15 protein-coding genes are annotated in these 16,894 nt (G+C 69.0%); 6 read left to right on the plus strand and 9 right to left on the minus strand.

Features of this window, described 5'->3' with window-relative positions; genetic code table 11:
- Positions 1-11 precede the first annotated feature (11 nt).
- The gene (locus ACAM42_RS17230; RefSeq protein WP_369628832.1) at positions 12-2,705 is read right to left on the minus strand and encodes a GNAT family N-acetyltransferase; all 2,694 of its coding nucleotides are present in this window, start codon (positions 2,703-2,705) and stop codon (positions 12-14) included.
- A 319-nt stretch (positions 2,706-3,024) separates the two neighbouring features.
- On the opposite strand from ACAM42_RS17230, the gene ACAM42_RS17235 reads away from it, so the two are divergent.
- A complete protein-coding gene (locus ACAM42_RS17235; protein ID WP_369628833.1) occupies positions 3,025-4,386 on the plus strand; it encodes a homoserine dehydrogenase in 1,362 nt (453 codons plus the stop codon).
- A gap of 7 nt (positions 4,387-4,393) precedes the next feature.
- On the opposite strand, the gene ACAM42_RS17240 is transcribed toward ACAM42_RS17235, so the two are convergent.
- The 4 genes from ACAM42_RS17240 to ACAM42_RS17255 are packed head-to-tail and all read right to left on the minus strand — an operon-like array spanning position 4,394 to position 6,914.
- Positions 4,394-5,101: an MOSC domain-containing protein gene (locus tag ACAM42_RS17240; protein ID WP_369628834.1), complete on the minus strand. Its 708-nt coding sequence runs from the start codon at positions 5,099-5,101 to the stop codon at positions 4,394-4,396.
- Positions 5,098-5,790 carry a glutamine amidotransferase gene (locus ACAM42_RS17245; RefSeq protein ID WP_369628835.1) on the minus strand — a complete coding sequence of 231 codons (693 nt, stop codon included), beginning with the start codon at positions 5,788-5,790 and terminating at the stop codon, positions 5,098-5,100. Before ACAM42_RS17245 ends, ACAM42_RS17240 begins: the two co-directional genes overlap by 4 nt.
- Positions 5,791-5,812: 22 nt before the next feature.
- Positions 5,813-6,364: a peroxiredoxin family protein gene (locus tag ACAM42_RS17250; protein ID WP_369628836.1), complete on the minus strand. Its 552-nt coding sequence runs from the start codon at positions 6,362-6,364 to the stop codon at positions 5,813-5,815.
- Between the two features lies 1 nt (position 6,365).
- Entirely contained in the window at positions 6,366-6,914 is a 549-nt protein-coding gene (locus tag ACAM42_RS17255; RefSeq protein ID WP_307693663.1) for a carboxymuconolactone decarboxylase family protein, read from the minus strand.
- A gap of 95 nt (positions 6,915-7,009) precedes the next feature.
- On the opposite strand from ACAM42_RS17255, the gene ACAM42_RS17260 reads away from it, so the two are divergent.
- A complete protein-coding gene (locus ACAM42_RS17260) occupies positions 7,010-7,894 on the plus strand; it encodes an AraC family transcriptional regulator (protein ID WP_369628837.1) in 885 nt (294 codons plus the stop codon).
- A 4-nt stretch (positions 7,895-7,898) separates the two neighbouring features.
- Here the strand turns inward: ACAM42_RS17260 and ACAM42_RS17265 are convergent, their stop codons facing one another.
- Positions 7,899-9,086, minus strand: coding sequence for a M20 aminoacylase family protein (locus ACAM42_RS17265; protein ID WP_369628838.1), 1,188 nt, complete (start codon positions 9,084-9,086; stop codon positions 7,899-7,901).
- Positions 9,083-10,024 (minus strand): tripartite tricarboxylate transporter substrate binding protein, encoded by a 942-nt coding sequence (locus ACAM42_RS17270; protein WP_223301319.1) that lies wholly within the window; start codon positions 10,022-10,024, stop codon positions 9,083-9,085. Before ACAM42_RS17270 ends, ACAM42_RS17265 begins: the two co-directional genes overlap by 4 nt.
- Before the next feature lie 188 nt (positions 10,025-10,212).
- On the opposite strand from ACAM42_RS17270, the gene ACAM42_RS17275 reads away from it, so the two are divergent.
- Entirely contained in the window at positions 10,213-11,100 is an 888-nt protein-coding gene (locus ACAM42_RS17275; protein ID WP_369628839.1) for a LysR family transcriptional regulator, read from the plus strand.
- Between the two features lie 12 nt (positions 11,101-11,112).
- Here ACAM42_RS17275 and ACAM42_RS17280 read toward each other — a convergent pair whose 3' ends face one another.
- Entirely contained in the window at positions 11,113-13,431 is a 2,319-nt protein-coding gene (locus ACAM42_RS17280; RefSeq protein ID WP_369628840.1) for an ATP-binding protein, read from the minus strand.
- A 50-nt stretch (positions 13,432-13,481) separates the two neighbouring features.
- Positions 13,482-14,159: a response regulator gene (locus ACAM42_RS17285; RefSeq protein WP_369628841.1), complete on the minus strand. Its 678-nt coding sequence runs from the start codon at positions 14,157-14,159 to the stop codon at positions 13,482-13,484.
- Between the two features lie 66 nt (positions 14,160-14,225).
- On the opposite strand from ACAM42_RS17285, the gene ACAM42_RS17290 reads away from it, so the two are divergent.
- The 3 genes from ACAM42_RS17290 (at position 14,226) to ACAM42_RS17300 (ending at position 16,833) form a co-directional block, all read left to right on the plus strand.
- Positions 14,226-15,233 (plus strand): DUF1120 domain-containing protein, encoded by a 1,008-nt coding sequence (locus ACAM42_RS17290; RefSeq protein WP_369628842.1) that lies wholly within the window; start codon positions 14,226-14,228, stop codon positions 15,231-15,233.
- A 101-nt stretch (positions 15,234-15,334) separates the two neighbouring features.
- Complete coding sequence (locus ACAM42_RS17295) at positions 15,335-16,030, plus strand: DUF1120 domain-containing protein (RefSeq protein ID WP_369628843.1); 696 nt, start codon at positions 15,335-15,337, stop codon at positions 16,028-16,030.
- 23 nt (positions 16,031-16,053) lie between these two features.
- Complete coding sequence (locus tag ACAM42_RS17300) at positions 16,054-16,833, plus strand: DUF1120 domain-containing protein (RefSeq protein WP_369628844.1); 780 nt, start codon at positions 16,054-16,056, stop codon at positions 16,831-16,833.
- Positions 16,834-16,894: the final 61 nt, after the last annotated feature.

Here is a 16,894-nt window from a genome sequence, read left to right on the forward strand (position 1 = left end):
CCGCCGTCGGGCTACAGCGGGTAGGTCACGAGCTTGAAGTCCGGGTCCTCGGGGAAGGACTTCACCGAGAAGCCCAGCCGCCGCACCAGCTTGAGCATGTCGGGGTTGCCGCCCAGCACCAGCCCGTCCATCTCGGAAAGGCCGCGGTCGCGCGCCACGTCGATGATGCTTTCCATGAGGCGCGAGCCGATGCCCTTGCCGCTGAACTCGTCGGCCACCACGAGCGAGAACTCGCAGCTGGTCTGGTCGGGGTTGGTGATGTAGCGCGACACGCCCACGATGCGCTCGCTCTCGAGGATGCTGCCGTCGGGCGCGGTGCTGCGCTCCATCACGGTGGCGACCAGCGCCATCTCGCGGTCGTAGTCGATGAGCGTGAAGCGCGACAGCATCGACGGCGGCAGTTCGTGGAAGCGCGAGACGAAACGGAACCAGCGGCTCTCGGGCGACAGGCCCTGCACCAGCGCCTGCAGCATCTGCGCGTCGTTCGGATGCACCGGCCGCACGACGTACGCGCCGCCACCGGGCAGCGGCCATTCGCGCCGGTAGCGCGCGGGGTACGGCATGATGGCCAGGTGCTGGTAGCCGTTGCCCACCGGGCCCGCCACGGCTTGCGTGCTGCTGTCGACCACGATGCGCGCATCGACCGACACCGCGCCGTGCTCGTCCACGATGATGGGGTTGATGTCCATCTCGCGCAGCTCGGGCAGCTCGCACACCATTTCGGACACGCGCAGCAGCACGTCCTCGATGGCTTCCATGTTCACCGCGTTGGCGCCGCGCCATTCGCCCAGCGTCTCGGCCACGCGCGAGCGCTCGATGAGGTGGCGCGCCAGGAACTGGTTCAGCGGCGGCAGCTCCATCGCGCGGTCGTTCATGAGCTCGATCATGGTGCCGCCGGCGCCGAAGACGATCACGGGGCCAAAGGGCTGGTCGGTGACCAGGCCCACGTAGATTTCGCGCCCGCGCCGCGCGCGCACCATCTTCTGCACGGTCACGCCGTTGATGCGGGCATCGGGTGCCAGGCGCGCCACGCGCTCCATCATCTCCAGGTAGGTGTCGCGCGCGCTGGTGCCGTTCATCACGTTCAGCGCCACGCCCTCGACGTCGGACTTGTGCGAGATGTCGGGCGAGTCGATCTTCAGCGCCACCGGAAAGCCCAGCTGCGTGGCGATCATCATGGCCTCGTTGGCGCTGCGCGCGAGCAGGGTGCGCGTGATCGGGATGTGGAAGCACGACAGCAGCGACTTCGACTCCATCTCGGTCAGCACCTTGCGCCGCTCGGCCAGCACGCTTTCGATGAGCAGGCGCGCGCCGTCGATGTCGGGCTTGGCCAGCGCCGACAGCGGCGGCGGCGTCTGCTGCAGCAGCTGCTGGTTCTGGTAGAAGGCCGCGATGTTGCCGAAGGCGCCCACGGCCGCCTCGGGCGTGCGAAAGCTCGGGATGGTGGCCTCGGCCAGCACGGCCCGCGCGTTGCCCACCGACGCGTCGCCCATCCAGCACGACAGCAGCGGCTTGGGCATGGGGCGCGGAATGTCGGCCAGCGCGCGCGCCGTGGCGGCCGCGTCGACGCCGGCCTTGGGCGAGAAGATGGCGAGCACGCCGTCGATCTGGCTGTCGGCCGAGGCGGTGTCGATGGCGGCGCGAAAGTGCGCGGGCGTGGCGTCTTCCGACAGGTCGATGAGGTCGGTGAGCGACGCGAGCGCCGGCAGCGAGGGCTGCAGCGAGCGCTGCGCGGGGGCCGAGAGGCGGCCCAGGTCGAGGCCGATCTCGTTGATCCAGTCGGCCGCGAGCACGCCGGGGCCGCCGCCGTTGGTGACCACGGCCAGCCGCTTGCCCACCGGCCGGTAGCGCGAGGCCAGGCACTTGGCGGCCGAGAACAGCTCGACGAAGGAGCGCACCCGCACCGCGCCCGCGCGGCGCAGGGCGGCGTCGAACACGTCGTCGCTGCCCACGATGGCGGCGCTGTGCGTCTGCGCGGCCTCGTTGCCGGCCGGCTTGCGGCCCGCCTTGAGCACCACCACCGGCTTGGCGTGCGAGGCCGAGCGCAGCGCGCTCATGAAGCGGCGCGCGTCGGCAATGCCTTCGAGGTACACGATGATGCTGTGCGTGCTCGAATCGTTGGCCAGGAAGTCGAGCACCTGCGGGATGTCGACCGAGGTGTGCGGCCCGAGCGACACCACGCTGGAAAAGCCCACACCGTTCTGCCGCGCCCAGTCGAGCATCGAGGCCGTGAGCGCGCCCGACTGCGACACCAGCGCCAGCGGCCCGGTGCGCGCGAGCGGGCCGGCCACGCTGGCGTTCAGGTGCAGCGGCGGGCGCTGGAAGCCCAGCGAATTCGGGCCCAGCAGGTGCACGCCTTCGCGGCGCGCGATCTTGCGCCACTGCGCGGCCTGCTCGGCGGCGATGCCGGTGGAGATGACCACCGCGGCCTTGCAGCCGATGCGCCCCGCGATCTCGAGGGCGGCCGCCACGTCGTGCGGCGCCAGCGCGATCAGCGCCAGGTCGGCGTGCGTCTGCGCCAGCTCTTCGAGCGTGCCCTGGGTGCGCACGTCGAGAAAGCGCAGCGTGCCGTCGAAGCGGTCGGCCCGGAAGGCTTCGCGCAGCGTGCGGCCCAGGGCGGTCTGGCCGCCCGGATCGCTGGGCTGGCCGACGAAGGCCACGATCGACGCCGGGGCGAACAGGGGGGTCAGGAAATGCTTGTCCATGCCCTAGTTTGCCCGGATCGGGGCGTGCCGCAAGCACCGCGTGTACACTCGCCGGCTCATGTCGTGCCTTTCACTTTCCCCCGTTGCAGCATCCAGCGCCGCCGTTCTCGGCCGCACGATGCCGTTCGCCGCTTGCCTGCGAACGAGCGACGCAGTGAATGCACGAATGATTACCACCATGACCGCCGCGGCCCCCTGAGCACGCGCAGGGTGGCCGCTCCGGCAGCCACCTGGTGTCTCTTCTCCCGAATGAACGAAACCCAGCTGGCAGCTGGGTTTTTTTGTTTTTGTCTTGTTCGTTCGTTGTTTGGAGAAGCCCATGTACCGCGATCCCGTCTCGTCCTTCCTGCCCCAGCCCAGCCATCCTGCGGCCATTCGCCCCTTGCGCGTCGGCATGATCGGCATCGGCACCGTGGGCGCGGGCACCTTCCGCGTGCTGGCCCGCAACCAGGCGCTCATCGCCGCCCGCGCCGGGCGCGGCATCGAGGTGACGGTGGTGGCGGCGCGCAACCTCGCGCGGGCCCAAGGCATCGTGGGCGAGGGCGTGGCGCTCACGGCCGACCCGATGCAGGTGGCCACCGATCCCGATGTCGACGTGGTGGTCGAAGTGGCCGGCGGCACCGGCCCGGCGCGCGACTGGGTGCTGGCCGCCATTGCGCACGGCAAGCACGTGGTCACGGCCAACAAGGCGCTGCTGGCCGTGCACGGCCCCGAGATCTTCGCCGCCGCCAGCGCGCACGGCGTGGCCGTGATGTACGAGGGCGCGGTGGCGGTGAGCATCCCCATCGTGAAAGCGCTGCGCGAAGGCCTCACGGCCAACCGCATCGAGTGGGTGGCGGGCATCGTCAACGGCACCACCAACTTCATCCTGAGCAAGATGCGCGACGAGGGCCTGGACTTCGGCGACGCGCTCGCGCAGGCCCAGGCGCTGGGCTATGCCGAGGCCGATCCGGCCTTCGACATCGAGGGCGTCGACGCCGCCCACAAAACCGCGCTGCTGGCCGCCAATGCCTTCGGCATGCCGGTGCGCTTTGCCGATGCGCAGGTCGAGGGCATCACCGCGCTGCAGCGCCTGGACGTGGCCTGCGCCGAGCAGCTTGGCTTTCGCGTCAAGCTGCTGGGCGTGGCGCGCCGACGTGAAGAAGGCGTGGAGCTGCGCGTGCAGCCCGCGCTGGTGCCGGCGACGCACCTGCTCGCGCAGGTGAACGGCTCGATGAACGGCATCATGGTCAAGGCCGACGCGGCGGGCATCACGATGTACTACGGCGCGGGCGCCGGCTCGGAGCAGACCGCCTCGGCCGTGATCGCCGACCTGGTCGACGTGGCGCGCCTGGACGGCACCCATGCCGGCCAGCGCGTGCCGCACACGGGCTTTCATGCGCATGCGGTGCGCGAACTGCCGGTGCTGCCGCGCGCGGCCGTGCGCAGCGCGCACTACCTGCGCGTGCCGGTGCAGGCGGCGACCGACATCGCGGCCGTGGCCGAGCTGCTGGCCGCGCAGCGGCTGCCGGTGCGGCAACTGGTGCTGGCGAACGGGGCGGCGGATGCGGCGCCGCAGGTGCTGGTGATCACCGAATCGGCGCTGCAAGGCGCGGTCGATCTCGCCTTGCACGCGTTGCAGACGAGCCCGGTCGTGGCTGGCCCGGTGATCGCGCTGCGCGTGGAAATGCTGGACGACTGAAGGGCGCTCAGGGGTCGGACGCGGGTGCGCGCAGCCGCGGCTCCCAGTCTTCGACGCGCTCCGCATCCACCCGCTTGCGAAACGTGGCGCGCCAGCGCTCGGCCAGGGCGGGCAGGGCGGCGGCCTGTTCCCATTCGGGGGCGAAGCGCGCGTCGCGCGAGAACAGCAACGCGATGAGGCGCGACAGCGGCCAGTCCGGGTGCGGGCGTTCCACGCGCGTGGCCAGGGCGCCGGCCCGCACCCAGCCGGGTTCGAGCACGCGGTAGTACCAGCCCGTGCAGCCGCGCGCCTGCATCTCGCGCGCCATGCCGGGCCTGCCGAAGTGCGCATCGAGCTTCCAGCAGGGCTGCCGGCCCTGCGACACCTGCACCCGCGCGTCGCCGAGCTGCACGACGTCACCGATGCACACGGTCGATTCGTCCCAGCCCGTGGTCGAGATGTTCTCGCCGAAGGCGCCCGCGTGCGCCAGCAGTTCGCTGCGGTGGTCGCCCGCCGCCCAGCCGGCGTAGTGCTCGCGCGGGTAGTGGTGCACGGCCTTCTCGATACCGCCGTGGATGCGCAGGTCGGCCTGCGCATCGCCCTGCAGGCCGGTGGGAGACAGCCACAGCGCATCGGCCGTGGGTGTCTTGCGGATGCCGCTGCGCGTGCGGCCGTCGGGCAGCAGGGCCACGGGGCCGACCAGCAGCGCGTCGATGGGCAGGGCGGGCTGCGTCATGCGAGCTGATCCAGCCATGCCGCCAGCATGCGCGTCGCGGCATCGGAGCGCAGGTCGGCCAGCTCGGCGCTGCGGGCGCGCAGCGCGCGGATGTCGACGCCGGCCGCGGCCAGTTCGTGGTGGTGCCCGATGAGCCAGGGCTCGATGCGCGCGGGGTCGGCCTCGGGGTGGAACTGCAGCGCGAGCGCATGGCGGCCGTGGCTGAAGGCCTGGTGTGGCGTGCGTGCGGTGCTGGCGAGCAGTTCGACGCCGGGCGGCAGGTCGAAGGTGTCGCCGTGCCAGTGCAGCACGGGTTCGCCATCCAGCGCCGCGAGGCACGAGGCCCGGCCCGCCGCGCTCAGGTCGACCGGCGCCCAGCCGATCTCCGTGTGCCCCGACGGGTACACGCGCGCGCCGAGCGCACGGGCCATGAGCTGCGCGCCCAGGCACAGGCCCAGCGTCGGTCGCTGCAGCGCCAGCCGTTCCCGCAGGCCGGCGATCGCTTCGGCGAACCAGGGGTAGGTTGCCGTGTCGTAGGCCCCGATGGGGCCGCCGAGCACCACCACGAGGTCGGCGTGGCGCCACTCGTCGGCGCTGAGCGCGGACGGGCCTGCCTGCCGGTAGTCGATGGCGTGGCCGGCCCGGGTGAGCACGTTCGTGAAACGCCCGAGGTCTTCGAAGGCGAGGTGTTGCAGGGCGATGCATGGCATGCGGCGAGTGTCCTTTCTTCTTTCAGGCGCGGCAGGCGGTGTCGTCGCACGGGCCGTCTGGCGATGCATCGTCTGCAGGTTGGGCAATGAGGTGCGCAGGCGCCTCTTCGGCCGCCAGCTGCCCGATGGCGGCGCCCAAGGCCATGTCGTCGATCAACCCGAAGTGGCTCATGCGCAGGCGCCCCTGCCGGTCGACCAGCACCGTGCTCGGCGTGCCCTGCCACTGGTAGTCGCGCATGGTGGCGGGGATGCCGCCGGTGGGCGAGGGCTGGTCGATGCCGATGGGAAAGCCCAGCCGGTACTCGCGCACGAAGGCGTCGAGCGCGGCGGGTGTCATGACGTCGTGGTGCTCGAACACCGAGTGCAGGCCGAGCACCGCCACGTCTTTCGCGGCGAAGAGCTGCCGCGTCTTCTTCGCCTGCGGCAGGCCGTGCGACACGCAGGCCGGGCACAGCATCTGGAACGCGTGCAGCACCACGACCCGGCCGCGCAGCGACGCGAGCGTGACGGGCGTGTCGGTGTTGAGCCAGCGGGCGACCTGCAGCTCGGGCGCCTCAGGGCGCGGCCAGGCCATGTCAGGCCGCCTCGGTGCGCAGCTTCACCTGCGGAAAATCCACCGGTACCTGGAACGCCACATTCACGTAGTTGGTGAACAGGTTGAGCGCGACGTGGGCCAGGATCTCGACGATGTGCCGGTCGTCGAAGCCCACGGCGCGCAGGGCCTGCACGTCGGCGTCGTTGACCTGGCCGCGCGCATCGACGAGCTTGAGCGCAAAGCGCAGCGCCGCCGCCGTGCGCGGGTCGGCCGATTCGCCGGCCTGCGCGGCCGCCATGTCGGCGGCCGACACGCCCGCCTTGCGCCCCAGCGCGGTGTGCGCTGCGAGGCAGTAGTGGCAGGCGTTGCGGTCGGCGACGGCCACGGCGATCTGCTCGCCGAGCTGCGCCGGAATGACGCCGCCGCCGAGCGCGCCGAACGATCCCCACAGGCTGCGCAGCGCCGCGGGCGAGTTGGCGACGGCGCGGAACATGTTGGGCGTGGCGCCGAAGGCACCGTGGATGTCGGCGAGCAAGGACTGCGCGTCGCCGGTGGCGGCGGTGTCGGTGACGAGGTTGACGCGGGGCATGAAGACTTCCTTTCGATGATGACGATGCAAGCAGTGTCTTCCGGAAATCCGTATGATTTGAACGCTTTCATCCATTCAACATACCTTTTCGTCCAATGCCGAGCGCTCCGCTACCGCCGCCCATCGACAGGCTCTCGTCCCTGCTCGAGCGCTTCCGTGTCCGGGCCCACCTGTTCCACACGGGGCCGCTGTGCGGCGTGACGCACTTCGCGGCGAAAGAGGGGCGCAGCTTTCTGCATGTGATGCGGCGCGGCGAGATGGTGGTCACGCATTCGGCGCCGTCGGTGCGCGCGGCCGGCGTGCCGCGCAAGCTGGTCGTGAAGGAGCCCAGCCTGCTGTTCTACCCGCGCCCGCTGGCGCACGACTTCCACAACGCGCCCACCGAGGGCTCGGACTTCGTCTGCGCCACGGTCGACTTCGACGGCGGCGACGCGCACCCGCTGGTGCGTGCCTTGCCGCCGCTGGTGTTGCTGCCGCTGCATGCGGTCGACGGTCTCGAAGCGGCGCTGGCGCTGCTGTTCGCGGAAACCGGGCGCGTGCTGTGCGGCCACCGCCTGCTGGCCGATCGGTTGTTCGAGGTGGTGCTAATCCAGCTGCTGCGCTGGCTGCTCGACCATCCGCAGGAAAGCGGCGTGCCCGCCGGCCTGCTGACGGGCCTGGGCGACCCGCAGCTGGCGCGCGTGCTGGTCGCGCTGCACGAGCGCCCGGGCGAGCCGTGGCCGCTCGAACAGATGGCCACCGAGGCCGGCATGTCGCGCAGTGCGTTCGCTGCGCGCTTCAAGTCGGTGGTGGGCGCGACGCCCGCCGACTACTTGGCGCAGTGGCGCCTGACGATCGCGCAGGCCGAGCTGCGCACGGGCGCGTCGGTCAAGACGATTGCCGACAGCCTCGGCTACGCGAACGCCTCGGCGCTGTCGCGCCTGTTCGCGCAGAAGGTGGGCGTGTCGCCGCGCGAATGGCTCGCGCGGCAGTCTTCTTGAACGTTCAGGTCGTGGCGCGCAGGAAGCGCTCGGTCAGCAGCACCCAGTAGGCGCCGCCCACGGCAACGTTGCTGTCGTTGAAGTCGTAGCCCGGGTTGTGCACCATGCAGGCGCCGTGCGCGTCGCCGTCGCCATTGCCGATGAGCAGGTAGCAGCCGGGCACGCGCTCCAGCATGAAGGCGAAGTCTTCGCTGCCCGGCAGCGGCGGCGTCTGCCAGGTGACCTGCGCCGAGCCCACGAGTTCTTCGGCCACGGTGCGCGCGAAGGCGGTTTCCTCGGGTGTGTTGACCAGCACCGCGTAGCCGGGCCGCCAGTCGATCTGCGCCTGCACGCCGAAGCTCTCGGCCTGCGCGGCCACCAGCGCCTTGATGCGGGTTTCGATCTTCTTGCGCACCTCGCGGTCGAGGGCGCGCACGCTCAGCTCGAGCACGGCGCCTTGCGGGATCACGTTGTTGGCCTTGCCCGCGTGGATGGCGCCCACCGTGACGACCGCCATCTGCAGCGGATCGATGTTGCGCGAGACCACGCTCTGCAGCGCCATCACGATGCTGGCCGCGGCCACGATGGGGTCGGCCGCGCGGTGCGGCATGGCGCCGTGGCCGCCCACGCCGGTGAGCGTGATGGTGGCGTAGTCGGACGAAGCCATGGCCGGGCCTTCGCGCATCGCCAGCCGGCCCTGCGCCATGCCGGGCATGTTGTGCATCGCAAAGATCGCGTCGCAGGGGTAGCGCTCGAACAGGCCGTCGTCGATCATGCGCACCGCGCCGCCGCCGCCTTCCTCGGCGGGCTGGAAGATCAGGTTCAGCGTGCCGTCGAAGCGCCCGCGTTCGGCCAGGTGCTGCGCTGCCGCCAGCAGCATCGCCGTGTGGCCGTCGTGGCCGCAGGCGTGCATCACGCCGGTGTGTTCGCTGGCGTAGGCCAGGCCCGTGGCCTCGTCGATGGGCAGGGCGTCCATGTCGGCGCGCAGGCCGAGGCGGCGCGTGCCGCTGCCGCGCACCAGCCGGCCCACCACGCCGGTGCCGCCCACATGGCGCTCCACGGTGTAGCCCCAGGCCTGGAGCTTTTCGGCCACCAGCGCCGAGGTGCGGTGCTCGTCGAAGCCGAGTTCGGGGTGCTGGTGGATGTCGCGGCGAATGCCGATGAAGGTGTCGGCGCTGGCGTGCAGGTCGTTCAGGAGGGCGGTGGTGCTCATTGGGGTTCCAGTCGGATGGACTTGGCGATGTCGCGGTAGCGCGCGGTCTCGGCTTCGTAGAACTTCGCCGATTCGGCCAGCGTCGTCTGCGGCGAGGCCAGCTGCGTCTGGGCCGCGAGCTGCTCGCGCACGCTGGTTTCCTTCAGCGCCGCGCCGACGGCCTGGTGCAGCTTCTGCACCACGTCCTCGGGGGTGTTCTTGCGCACGAAGAAGCCGCTCCAGGTCTTGTAGTTGACGTTCTTCAGCTCCTTGCCTTCGCTGGCGGTGGGCACGTTCTTCAGCAGCTCGGAGCGCTGCCCGCCGAGCTGGCCGAGGATCTTCAGGCGGCCCTGGTCGGCCAGCGCGCCCATGGCAGCGCTATACACCAGCACGGCAAAGTCGACCTGGCCGCCGCCGATGTCCTGCAGCAGCGGCGCATTGCCCTTGTAGGGCGCGTGCATGAGCTTCACGCCGGTGTCCAGCTGCACCTTCTCGAGGATCAGGTGGTAGAGCGAGCCGATGCCCACGCTGCCGTACGACAGCGGCTTGTCGGGCGACTTGCGCGCCAGCGCAATAAGTTCGTCGACGCTGTTGGCCGGCAGGTCCTTGCGGGCGACGAAGACCATCACCGCCTCGGCCACCGGGTGCACCATGCGGAAGTCTTCGGCCTTGAGCTTCACGGCCGCATTGGCCAGCGGCGCCAGGATGATCTCGTTGGGCGAGCCCTGGAAGAGGTAGTAGCCATCGGCCGGCGCGGCCAGCACCTTCTGCGCGGCCATGGCGCCGCTCACGCCGCCCAGGTTCTCCACGACCACCTGCTGGCCCAGCGCCTTGCCCAGCGGCACGGTGAAGATGCGCGCGGTGGCGTCCGAGGGGCCGCCGGCCGGGTAGGGAACCATCAGGTTCACGGGCTTGGCGGGAAAGCCGTCGGCGCGGGCGGGGCCCGCGGCCGCCAGCATCAGCCCGCAGCCGAGCAGCAGCGCGGATCGGAAGAGCGAAGTCGTCGTCAAAGTCATGTCTCCTGGGGTGGTGCCGGCTCGTGGGGCCGGATGCAGGGGAATGCTAGGAGCGAGCCGATGCAACGTCCAATGCATTGTTGGCTGCATTAGCATGAGTCCAATGCATTCATGAAAACGAGGTTTTCGCCATGACGCTGGTCCAACTGAGGCACCTGATTTCGCTGGCCCACACGGGCTCGTTCAGCCAGTCGGCGCAGGCGCTGCACCTGACGCAGCCCGCGCTCAGCCGCAGCGTGCGCGCGCTCGAGGACGAGCTGGGCATGCCGCTGTTCGACCGCATCGGCCGGCGCAACGAGCTCACGGTCTTCGGGCGCGAGGTGCTGGAGCGCGCGCGGCTCTTGGTGTCGGAGGCCGAGGCGCTGCGCGACCGCGGCCGGCAGATGCGCGAAGGCGAGGGCGGCACGGTGCGCATCGGGCTGGGCTCGGGGCCGGGCGCGCTGCTGATGACGCCCTTTTTGCTGCACATGGCGACGCACCACCCGGCCGTGCGCACCGTGATCGCGCGCGGCAGCACCGACCTGCTGGCGCAGGCGCTGCGCGAGCGCAGCCTGGACGCGCTGGTGGTCGATGCGCGCGCGCTCAAGCCCGCGCCGGACCTGGTGCTGACCCACGTGTACGAACTGCGCGGCGCCTTCCTGTGCCGCCGCGGCCATCCGCTCACACGGCTGCGCAAGGGCGTGAGCTTCGACGCGGTGCAACGCTACCCGATCGCCTCGACGCCGCTGAGCGACGAAGTGGCCCGCGGGTTGGTCGAGACCTACGGCCCGCAGGCGCATCCGGCCAACTGCGTGACCCTGCAGTGCGAGGAGCTGCCCAGCATTGCCGACGTGGTGCGCCAGAGCGACACGGTGCTGCTCGCGGTGCACGAGTCGGCACCCGACCTGGTCGAGTTGCGGATGGAGCCGCCGATGCGCGGCACGGCGCGCTTCGGGCTGGTGACCTTGCGCCAGCGCACCGAGGCGCCGGCGCTGGCGATTCTTCGGCGGTTGATGAAAGAACGGATGGCGGGAGCGTAGGGCGTCGTCTGCTCAGGGCGCCGCCTGCGCCGACAGCGCAAGCTGGAGTTCGTCCAGCAGGTCCGCCACGCGCATGTGATCCGAAGCGGTTTCGCCGCGAGCGATTTCCTCCAACGCATCGGCGGGCGCTGCCACGGTCGCAGCGTCGACCATCAAGGCCGCGCCCCTGATCCGGTGGGCATGGTGCGCCGCACTCGCGGTGTCGCCCGCAGCGAACGCCCGGCGCAACGCCGCAAGGTCTTCCGCCATGGCCTCGTGAAACTGCGGCGGCAAGGCCGTGTCGAGGCGTTGCGGCGACGACGGCGCCCCGCCCAGCCAGAGCTGCAGCATGCTCGACAGTTCGTCCAGGCGCAGCGGCTTCTTGAGCACGCCGTCCATCCCGCTTTCCATGCATTCGTCGAGGTGCGCCGAGTCGGTCGCGGCCGAGATCGCGATCACGGGCAGATGGCTGACGCCTGCCTCTCGCTCGCTCTCTCGGAGGCGGCGCGTCGCCTCGTAGCCGCTCATCCCGGGCATGTGGCAGTCCATGAGCACGAGCGCAAAGGGATGTGGCGGCGCGAGCGCCGCCAGTGCCGCCGCGCCGTCGGCCTCGATCCGGGCGTCGTAGCCCAGCATGCGCAACTGCTCCGCGATGATGAACTGGTTGCCCGGATGGTCCTCCACAACCAGCACGGTGGCCGCAGGCCCGGAGGGCGGCTTGCCATGCGCCGAAGCTGCATCCTTGGACGGTTCTTGTGGGGGCGACACAAGCTTCACCGGCAGGGCGAACTCGACCGAGGTGCCCGCACCGAGCCGGCTGGTCAACCGGATCTCGCCGCCCATCAACTCGACCAGCTCCTTGCAGATGGTCAGCCCCAGGCCGGTGCCGCCAAATCGCCGCGTGGTCGAGTTGTCGGCCTGCGAATAGGCATCGAAGAGGGTGGCCTGCTGCGAGGGCGCGATGCCGATGCCGGTGTCGCTCACCGTGACCGTCAGCAGGCCGTTCATGTCGCCATCGTCCAGAAGCTCTGGTGTCACGTCGATGCGCCCGCGCTCGGTGAACTTCACGGCATTGCCCAGCAGGTTGAGCAGCACCTGCCGCAAGCGCGTGGGGTCGATCAGCACCTGCCGGCCCGACGGGTTGTGCGTGCGCACCGCGATGACGAGCGGCTTGTCCTGCGCGTTCACGCGCGCCACATGCGCGACCTTCTGCGCGAGTGCGTCGACGTCGGTGGGCACCAGTTCCAGCGCGAGGCGCCGGGCGTCCAGCTTCGAGAGGTCGAGCACATCGTCCAGCAGCGACAGCAGGGCTTCGGCCGCCGCCGAGGCGGTGCGCGTGAAGCGCGTCTGGCGCGCATCCAGCGGCGTGTGCGTGAGCATCTCGATGGAGGCCAGCACCGCGTTCATGGGCGTGCGGATCTCGTGGCTCATGACCGCCAGGAAGTTCGACTTGGTGCGCTCGCTCTTCTGTGCGGCGCGCTGCGCCACGCGGGCGCGCCAGGCGAACCAGCCGAGCAGCACGACGCCGCCGAGCAGCAGCAACAGCTGCGGCAGGCGGTAGCGCACGATCGACAGCAGCGAGGGCTCGCCGAGGTCGGTCTGCTCCAGCCACCGGTCGTTCATCTGGCCGGTCTCCGCCGCCGAGAGGCTGGCGAGCGACTTCTCCACGATGGAATGCAGCAGCGGCAGGTCGGCGCGAACGCCCATCTGGGCCACGTACAGGAGATCGCCGATCGTGCCGGAGATGCTCAACTGGCGCGCATGCCTGCGGCGCATCATGGGCAGGAACACCGCGTCGGAGCCGATGGCGGCGTAGGCCTCGCCGGTGATCACCGCGTCGAGGCTTTCCATCGGCTCACTGGTGGGCAGCACGCGCACGCCGGGGTAGCGTTCGGCGAAGACATGGGCGTAGGTGCCTCCGCCGCGCACGGCCGCCACCTTGCCGTCCAGGTCCTTCATGTGCAGGACGAAGGGGGCATCGGTGCGCGTGACGATGATCGTCTGCGCCACGAAGAAGGGATCGGTCAGGCGCAGCCTGGCGCCGACCTCGCGCGTGGTGCGGTCGGCGCTGGCGTTCGGGAACATGTCGACCTTGCCGTCGAGGAAGGCCTGCTGGGCTTCCTGCCAGTCATGCGTGGCGTGCAGCTCGAAGCGCAGGCCCGACTTGCGGGCGACCGCGTCGAGGTACTCCGCGATCAAACCCTTGTAGCGGCCGTGCTCGATGGACTCCAGCGGGCTCAGCCGCGTGTCGGCGGCGTAGCGCACGACGGGGTTGGCCTTCATCCAGCGCTGTTCCTCGTCGGTGAAGAGGGGCTGCGCCTGCGCCCAGGCAGGGCCGGCGGGGAGGGCCATCGCGCCGCACATCGTCCACCGGGCCGCTCGCCCGAGAGCGCGCCAGGGATTCATGTCTTGTCCAGCTGGTGGCGGATCTTGAACAGCTCGTTGTCCGTGCGGATGCCCAGCTTGCGGAAGGCCGCGTGTTTCTGCGTGCTGATGGTGTTCACGTTGCGAGAGAACTTCGCGGCGATCTGCGTGACCGACAGGCCTTCCAGGCAGCAGCGCAGCACCTCGCGCTCGCGCGGAGACAGCAGCGGGTTCTTCGTGAGCGCCTCGGCGTCGGTGTGGGGCGACGCGGCTTCGGCGTAGGTCGCGATGTCCGCCGCCATGTCGGGATGCAGGTGGATGCGGCCCTTGCCCACCGTGCGCACGGCCGCCACGAGTTCGTCCAGTTCCTGGCTCTTTCCGACATAGCCGCGCGCGCCGGCCTTCAGCGCCAGCGCCACGGTGGCCGCGCTGTAGTGCGCGGAGATGACGATCGTCCGGCTGCGCGGATGCCGCACCTTCAGCGCCCGCAGGAGGTTGAGCCCGTCGATGTCCGAGGGCCCGAGCGAGAAATCCATGAGCACGACATCGGCCGCCACGGTGGCCAGGGCATCGAGCAGTTCGCGGCTGGTGGCATGGCTGCCGACCACCGACAGGTCGGGCTCGTCCGCCAATCTTGCGATCAGGCCATGCCGGACGACCGCGTGGTCGTCGAGCAGCATCAGGCGAAGCGGCTGCGCGGCGAGGTGGTGTGCCATGAGGACCCTCCCAGTGGGCGGATCGTAGGCCGCTCGCCCCCACGTCGACACCATCACAACGAGGGGATGCGTGAGCGCATGCCGCGCGAGCCCGCGCCGCTCCGGGTTCGAATTTTCGAACGATCCCTAAGTCGACCCCCCGATTTTTCGTTGCATTTCTATATCGGGAAAAGCACCCAAAAAGAACAATTCATCGGAGCAAAACACGCCGCCGCTCACACGCTTTTCGTGCGCACTTTCAAGGGCGCTCGCTGCAAGAGGCGCAAGGCCCTTGCAACGCGAAACCCGACGCATCGGCGGTTGGATTGGGTTCGTTGCGGTGCAGTCCAACGCATCGTTTCGAGGCCATGGGTGGGTTTCAACGAATCCTTCGTTGAACCTTTTTTTTTTGAAGTTCTTGAGGAAATACCAGTGAAGAAAATTGCAACCCTTGCCGCTGTCACCTGCGCGGCTGCCGTGATGTTTGTGCCCGGCCAGGCAAGCGCCGAAAGCGCCGAACTGCGGATCACCGGCACCATCATTCCGGCCGCGTGCACGCCCGTTTTCACCGGCGGTGGCGTGGTCGACTACGGCAACATTCCCGCCAGCTCGCTGAACCCGACGGCCCAGACCACGCTCGCGGACAAGTCGACCCAACTGACGCTGACCTGCGATTCGCCCGCGCTGTTCGGCTTCAAGGTGATCGACGAACGCGCTGCGACGGCGGTCGCCGCGCTGGAAACCATTCCGGGGTATGCCACGAACGCGAAGTTCGGCCTGGGCGCCGTGGATGGCAAGAACATCGGCGCCTATTCGTTGCAGATCACGAAAGAGACGGCCGATCAAGGCAGCACCAAACACATCAACAGCGTGGACGGCGGGGCCACCTGGTCGGACTTTGCTGGCGGCATGACCGGCGACGGCGGCACGCTCGTTGCGTTCGCCGCCAGTGCCACGGGAACGGTGCCAGGCGCCCACACCGCCATCACCGCCGACATCCGTGTGGTGACCGCCATCGACAAGGGCAGCAACCTGCCACTGACCAAGCAGATTCCGCTGGATGGCCTGTCGACGTTCGAACTCGTCTACCTGTAAGCAGCAGCTGACGAACAGCCCGCCGATCCATTTCCGTTCTTGTTTCTTCTGCCGTCAAGGGCAGCGTTTCGGGGCCATGGCGGGCGTCAACGAATCCTTCGTTGAAATCCTTTTTTGAAGTTCTTGAGGAAATATTCGTGAAGAAAATTGCAACTCTTGCCGCTGTCGCCAGCGTGGTCGCCGTGATGTTCGTGCCCGGCCAGGCGAGCGCCGAAAGCGCCGAGCTCCGGATCGCCGGCACGATCACGCCCACTGCTTGCACGCCCGTTTTCACAGGCGGTGGCGTGGTCGACTACGGCAAGATTCCCGCCAAGTCGCTGAGCCCGACGGCCCAGACCAATCTCCCGGAGAAATCGATCCAACTTGGCATGACCTGCGAAGCGCCTGTGCTGTTCGGCTTCAGGACGATCGATGAACGCGCAGGAACCGCGGTCACTTCGCTTCAAACGGGTGTGACGGAGCCGGAAACGAAGTTCGGCTTGGGCACTTCGGATGGCCAGAAGATTGGCGCCTATTCGATGCAGATTGTGGGTGCGACCGCCGATGGAGGACTCGCGAAACCCATTTTTAGCGCGAACGGCGGCGCCACCTGGGGAAACCTCAACACTGGCGGCCTGATGACTGATGGGCGCAGACTCATCGCATTCGTCAACAACGGGGGATCGGGGCCGAATGCTCACAAGTCTGCCACGACGGACATCCGTGTGACGACCGCCATCGACAAGGGCAGCAACCTGCCGTTGACCCACGCGATCCCGCTGGATGGCCTGTCGACCTTCGAACTCATCTACCTGTAAGCAGCGGCTGACGAACAGCCCGCTTGTCCATTTCCATTCTCGATTCTTCCGCCGTCAAAGGCCGCCTTTCGGGACCATGGACGGGCTTCAACCAATCCTTCGTTGAAATCTCTTTTGAAGTTCTTGAGGAAATATCTGTGAGGAAAATTGCAACTCTTGCCGCTGCCGCCTGCGCGGCCGCCGTGATGGTCGTGCCCGGCCAGGCGAGCGCCGACAGTGCCGAGCTCCGGATCGCCGGCACCATCGTGCCAGCAGCTTGCACGCCCGTTTTCACGGGCGGAGGCGTGGTCGACTACGGCAACATTCCCGCCAGCTCGCTGAACCCGACGGCCCAGACCACGCTCGCGGAAAAGTCGATCGAACTGATCATGACCTGCGATGCGCCTACGCGGTTCGGCTTCAAGGTGATTGACGAACGCGCCGCGAGCGCGATCACTTCGCTTGAAACGATCAAGGGGGCCGCCCCGAACATGAAGCTCGGCTTGGGCACTTCGGATGGCAAGAAGATTGGCGCCTATTCGTTGAAGCTCTTGGGTCTGATCACCAGTGAAGGCGGCGCGTATATCGTTCAGAGCGATAACGGCGGTACCAGCTGGAGCCAAGTTGGCTCATCTACCCTGGTCGCTGATGGGAGCAGGCTCATTGGGGCCGTCAACAGCGCCACGACCACGACGCCGAATCCCCACAAGTCCGTCACGACCACGATCGGCGTGGTGACCGCCATCGACAAGAGCAGCAACCTGCCGTTGACCCACCCGATCCCGCTGGACGGCCTGTCGACGTTCGAACTCGTCTACCTGTAAGCCACACGGCTGTATCGGGCGGTCCTTCCGCCCGATACAGGGTGGTGCCGGGCAGGGCGCC

The sequence above is a fragment of the Variovorax sp. V35 genome (assembly GCF_041154465.1).
Lineage (GTDB): Bacteria > Pseudomonadota > Gammaproteobacteria > Burkholderiales > Burkholderiaceae_C > Variovorax > Variovorax boronicumulans.

What these genes read in the sequence shown, in the direction of transcription:
- ACAM42_RS17230 (WP_369628832.1), bottom strand. Translation starts at nt 2,705, where the DNA reads ATGGACAAGCATTTCCTGACCCCCCTGTTCGCCCCGGCGTCGATCGTG.
- ACAM42_RS17235 (WP_369628833.1), top strand. Translation starts at nt 3,025, where the DNA reads ATGTACCGCGATCCCGTCTCGTCCTTCCTGCCCCAGCCCAGCCATCCT.
- ACAM42_RS17255 (WP_307693663.1), bottom strand. Translation starts at nt 6,914, where the DNA reads ATGCCCCGCGTCAACCTCGTCACCGACACCGCCGCCACCGGCGACGCG.
- ACAM42_RS17285 (WP_369628841.1), bottom strand. Translation starts at nt 14,159, where the DNA reads ATGGCACACCACCTCGCCGCGCAGCCGCTTCGCCTGATGCTGCTCGAC.
- ACAM42_RS17270 (WP_223301319.1), bottom strand. Translation starts at nt 10,024, where the DNA reads ATGCTGGCGGCCGCGGGCCCCGCCCGCGCCGACGGCTTTCCCGCCAAG.
- ACAM42_RS17250 (WP_369628836.1), bottom strand. Translation starts at nt 6,364, where the DNA reads ATGGCCTGGCCGCGCCCTGAGGCGCCCGAGCTGCAGGTCGCCCGCTGG.
- ACAM42_RS17275 (WP_369628839.1), top strand. Translation starts at nt 10,213, where the DNA reads ATGACGCTGGTCCAACTGAGGCACCTGATTTCGCTGGCCCACACGGGC.
- ACAM42_RS17280 (WP_369628840.1), bottom strand. Translation starts at nt 13,431, where the DNA reads ATGGCCCTCCCCGCCGGCCCTGCCTGGGCGCAGGCGCAGCCCCTCTTC.
- ACAM42_RS17245 (WP_369628835.1), bottom strand. Translation starts at nt 5,790, where the DNA reads ATGCCATGCATCGCCCTGCAACACCTCGCCTTCGAAGACCTCGGGCGT.
- ACAM42_RS17290 (WP_369628842.1), top strand. Translation starts at nt 14,226, where the DNA reads ATGCGTGAGCGCATGCCGCGCGAGCCCGCGCCGCTCCGGGTTCGAATT.
- ACAM42_RS17260 (WP_369628837.1), top strand. Translation starts at nt 7,010, where the DNA reads ATGCCGAGCGCTCCGCTACCGCCGCCCATCGACAGGCTCTCGTCCCTG.
- ACAM42_RS17240 (WP_369628834.1), bottom strand. Translation starts at nt 5,101, where the DNA reads ATGACGCAGCCCGCCCTGCCCATCGACGCGCTGCTGGTCGGCCCCGTG.
- ACAM42_RS17265 (WP_369628838.1), bottom strand. Translation starts at nt 9,086, where the DNA reads ATGAGCACCACCGCCCTCCTGAACGACCTGCACGCCAGCGCCGACACC.